This window comes from Natronorubrum halalkaliphilum, assembly GCF_009834785.1.
In the GTDB taxonomy this organism is placed as follows: domain Archaea; phylum Halobacteriota; class Halobacteria; order Halobacteriales; family Natrialbaceae; genus Natronorubrum; species Natronorubrum halalkaliphilum.
Genome location: NZ_WUYX01000043.1, coordinates 1 through 4,351, shown reverse-complemented (window position 1 = coordinate 4,351; position 4,351 = coordinate 1). Strand labels below are relative to the sequence as shown.

The window sequence follows — 4,351 nt, the reverse complement described above, 5'->3', positions numbered from 1 at the left end:
TCATTGTCTGCTTGCTGCTGTTTGCTAGGCACATTCACAGCAAGCAGACGTTCTAACTAAGCGGCTTTGTGAAGTACTGAGTATTGACCTCGAAAAGTGGATATCTGGAGATGAGATCGTGTTGTCAAGCGATTCGGTCATATCTTGAAACGGAATAGACACACCCACCCCACTGTGTCCGCTGTTCTGGTGAAAGAGAGGGTTGGTGAGAGACAAGACGTTCATAGATGAATCCATCAACTTCAATCTAACACTAAACACGATACAATAAACAGCCTAAGTTGCCATTTGGACTAGCTCTCTTTCTATTGTATTAAAACTTCTCCATCTAGAAGAGACGGACAATCTCACCCCACCCACCTTTTATTCGGCTAACTCCGGACATGGTGGGGTGGGTGTGTCTCAACCATCTTTATAAGCGATCAGAACAGCGGACACTGCGGACACGGTGGTTTTATAAACACTGCTGTTAGAGGATTAGAGAGAGATCACGAATGGGCCTGTTCGAGCGTGACACTGAGATCTACAAAAACCGCGACGCATTGCGGGAGGACTACCAACCGGAGCAACTCGTCGGCCGTGACGAAGAAATCCAGATGTATCAGGCGGCTCTCCAACCAGTTATCAACGGCGAGCAGCCGAACAACGTCTTCTTGTATGGGAAAACCGGTGTCGGAAAAACCGCCGCCACTCGCTATCTTCTCGCTCATCTCGAGGCGGACGCCGACCAGTACGACGATATCGATCTCCATCTTACGTTCCTCAACTGCGACGGGCTCACGTCGTCCTACCAGATCGCAACTCGTCTCGTCAACGAACTCCGGGACGAAGCGAACCAGATCAGTACGACCGGCTATCCCCGAGCAACCGTCTACGAAATGTTGTGGGACGATCTCGACGAGATCGGCGGAACCAATCTCATTGTCCTCGACGAGGTCGACCACGTCGAGGACGATTCGATCCTCTATCAGCTCCCTCGAGCGCGTGCGAACAACAATCTCTCTGACGCGAAGGTCGGTATCATCGGCATCTCGAACGATTTCTCGTTTCGCGATGATCTTTCGCCGAAAGTCAAGAGTTCGCTGTGTGAACAGGAGATCCACTTCCCCGCATACGACGCCGGCGACCTCCAGAAAATCCTCGAGCAGCGCGCCGCCGTTGCGTTCCACGACGACGTTCTCGACGACGCCGTGATTCCGCTTTGCGCCGCCTACGGAGCAAAAGACGCCGGTGACGCCCGGCAGTCGATCGACCTTCTGATGAAAGCCGGGGATCTCGCTCGCGAGGAAGAAGAGACGACGGTCGTCACCGAAGACCACGTCGAAGCAGGCCGCCACGACCTGGAACGGGGGCGTATCGAAGAGGGCATCAGCGGACTCACTCAACACGGCCATCTCGTTCTGTACTCCTTGCTTACACTCCATCTCCAGGAGGAAACGCCCGTCCGTTCGCGTGATGTCCGCCCACGATACACGAGCTTTGCTCAGCGAGCGGGACGCGACCCGCTCGTCCCGCGTCGAATGCGCGATCACCTCTCCGAACTCGCCATGTTGGGCCTCGTATCGGTCACCGAGCGAAACGAGGGACGCCGTGGCGGTACCTATCGAGAGTACACACTCGATATGGATATCGAACTCGTTCTCTCGGCGTTAGACGAGGTCTTGGACGATGTCGGCATTCACGATTCGATCCGAGACCACATGACGGATGAGGACTCGAGCGATCCGACGATGTCGCTGGCCGATTTTAGGTGATTCATCGCTCCACCGTTGCTCGCAGCTGGTGAACCTAAATCACGACTTCTATGGGGATACCACTATCGAGACAACTACCTACGTTTCTACTATTGATTCTAAAAGAATTGTTACACCCTTGAGAGCGCCGATACGACATCGCTTGCTAACACTCGAGGAATTCCGAGAGCAGATCTGCCCGCCGCACGATAGCCTCATTGAAACATACACGTATCATCTGAGAATGTATGTATAATAATATACTAATAGGATAACAGCCATGTTGGAAATGTGTCTCTTTGAACGATCAGTTCGTCTATATGCGTAGTGTGAGCCCATAATAACACAACCGGAGTTATTGTACTAATCGCCTGGTTTCACCGGTCTCGATACAACACCTGCAACTATTAATGTTGAGAGCAGACGCGAAAATTGGACTCGTTGAGAACGTTCGCGGCGGAAAACACTCTCGACTCGAGACGTCTCGGAGAGAGCGTCCCTCACTTGGGATCGGACGACCATCAACCGCTGTATGGTTTGTTGAGATACTCTTAGAGGCTGTGAAACGCAATAATCGCTTAGTTAGCGTAGGCATCTCTTCTTCACTGTGAGGGAGGTTCTAACTTTTCCTCACTAAATTTTGACCGAAATAAATAACGTGCTGGATAATACTTTCTTTCTGGCACTTGCACATTTGTTCTAGAAAATTGACACCATAACTCGGATTTAGACCGTCGAATCCGTTTTCATTCAGAAGCAACCTGAGTAGAGAAGAGTGGCATAATTGAACGATATAATGGTATATTCATATCTTATTAACTCGGTATGTATTTAACGTATCTTGATCTACTTCGATACCGAGTCCCGGCCCGTCGGGGATCGAAACAGTGTTCCCGTCATTGTCGATGGGATTTGCGACGATGTCATCTCTGAGTGGGTTGGGTGTCCTGTCGAACTCGATCATGGTTCGTCCGGGAATTGTCGCGATGATTTGAAGTCCCGCGGCGATCGAGATTGCCGATCCCCAGATATGGGGGATACACGGAATATTATTCTCATTGGCCAGACGTGCGATTGTTTGCACAGTTGTGATTCCGCCTGCGCTTGGGATATCGGGCTGAATGTAGCTCACTGCGTTGTTGCGGATGACATGTTCAAACTCGTGTATGAATGCCCAACATTCCCCCGCGGCAATCGGAACTGAGAGACATTCATTTAAGTGGGCATACCCCTGGATATCTTCGACAGGAATCGGCTCCTCGAAGTAGTAGACATCGTGTTCGGCAAGACGCCGTCCAACCCATTTCGCCTCGGTTCGATCGTATGCTTGGTTCGCGTCAGCCATGATTCGAACATCGTCACCGACGGCTTCCCGTATTGCGCCGATCAACTCGATGTCTTCTTCGATACCCCAGGGGGTATTCCGATCGAGACCGATTTTTGCTTTCAATGCCGCAAATCCGGCTTCGACGTGTCCTTTGGCTTCTTCAGCAAAGAGTTCTTTCAGCGTTTCGAAGTTGTCGACGTCTCTGAAGTAGTGGCCAGTCGCATATGCAGTCACCGACGATCGTCGCTTGCCTCCGAGGAGTTCGTGAATTGGTTTACTCTCTGCTTTCCCTCGAAGATCCCACAGAGCCATGTCGACTCCACTGATCGTCGTCGCTGGGAGAAACGAGTGGTACGAGGCTCGAGCACGGACCGCGATCTTCTCGTGGAGTTCCCGTACGTGCATCGGGTTCTTCCCGTTCAGCCAGGGCGCGATCCATTTCTCGACCATCTCGCGGTTTCCAGCAATCGGTCCGTAACACTCGCCCCAACCGACGAACCCTCTGTCCGTTTCGATCTTCACCAGACAGTACTCCCTACTGTTGTACCAATGCTGAGAGTTCGCGAAGGTGTCTTCTAACTCGTGGCGGATTGGCACCGCTTCAACGTTCGTTATCCGCATGGATCTAGAATATTGCTAACCGTCTTGTATGTTTCCCTAGAAAACACCGTAAAGACGGTTGAGCGATGCGTGGATACGTTGTACGTCTGACGGTAGGTAACCGAAACCGGTTCGCTCAGCTATTGGGACTTTTATACAAAACCAGATTCTTTACTGCGGTGATTCGATCCATGGTCGTTGTTGCCGGATTCGGAATGTGTTCTACCTTTATTTATTCCATAATATGGAATCGAATTCTCGTGATTGTTCAACCATATTTTACGCTACTGGGAACGGTCTCTCCTGTTACTGAATTACCATCCGTTCGTAGCGCACATGGTCATAATTACAAAAGTACGGGTGTAATAGTCTTCCGTTGCTGTTCCGCTGTGACGATAACTGGGAAAACAATAAGATCACGAGCATCAGAGATCGATACGAATACTACCTCGAGAGCGAATCAACGTGTTAACTTATGACACAAACCGTTCAAAGAAGTCAAAATATCGTCGTGAACGTTTGATTCTAATATTGTATTAGAACGAACTGGCCGACCGGAAAGATGTCTATTATGAATCCTAATCATCTGTCTTTAGCTAACCCTCATCCATCGGTTGTGTAGCGGTAGCGAGCCTCTCTTGGAGGATCGGTCGTTGTTGGTGTATCTTCTGAGCGTCGTCAATCAGCCGTT

The 4,351-nt window shown here is 50.5% G+C and carries 2 protein-coding genes; one reads left to right on the top strand and one right to left on the bottom strand.

Features of this window, described 5'->3' with window-relative positions; genetic code table 11:
• Positions 1-494 precede the first annotated feature (494 nt).
• Positions 495-1,754: an orc1/cdc6 family replication initiation protein gene (locus tag GS429_RS14115; RefSeq protein WP_160066015.1), complete on the top strand. Its 1,260-nt coding sequence runs from the start codon at positions 495-497 to the stop codon at positions 1,752-1,754.
• A gap of 784 nt (positions 1,755-2,538) precedes the next feature.
• Here the strand turns inward: GS429_RS14115 and GS429_RS14110 are convergent.
• On the bottom strand, positions 2,539-3,681 hold the full coding sequence (locus tag GS429_RS14110) for a mandelate racemase/muconate lactonizing enzyme family protein (protein ID WP_160066014.1): 1,143 nt from the start codon (positions 3,679-3,681) through the stop codon (positions 2,539-2,541).
• Between the last annotated feature and the right edge of the window lie 670 nt (positions 3,682-4,351).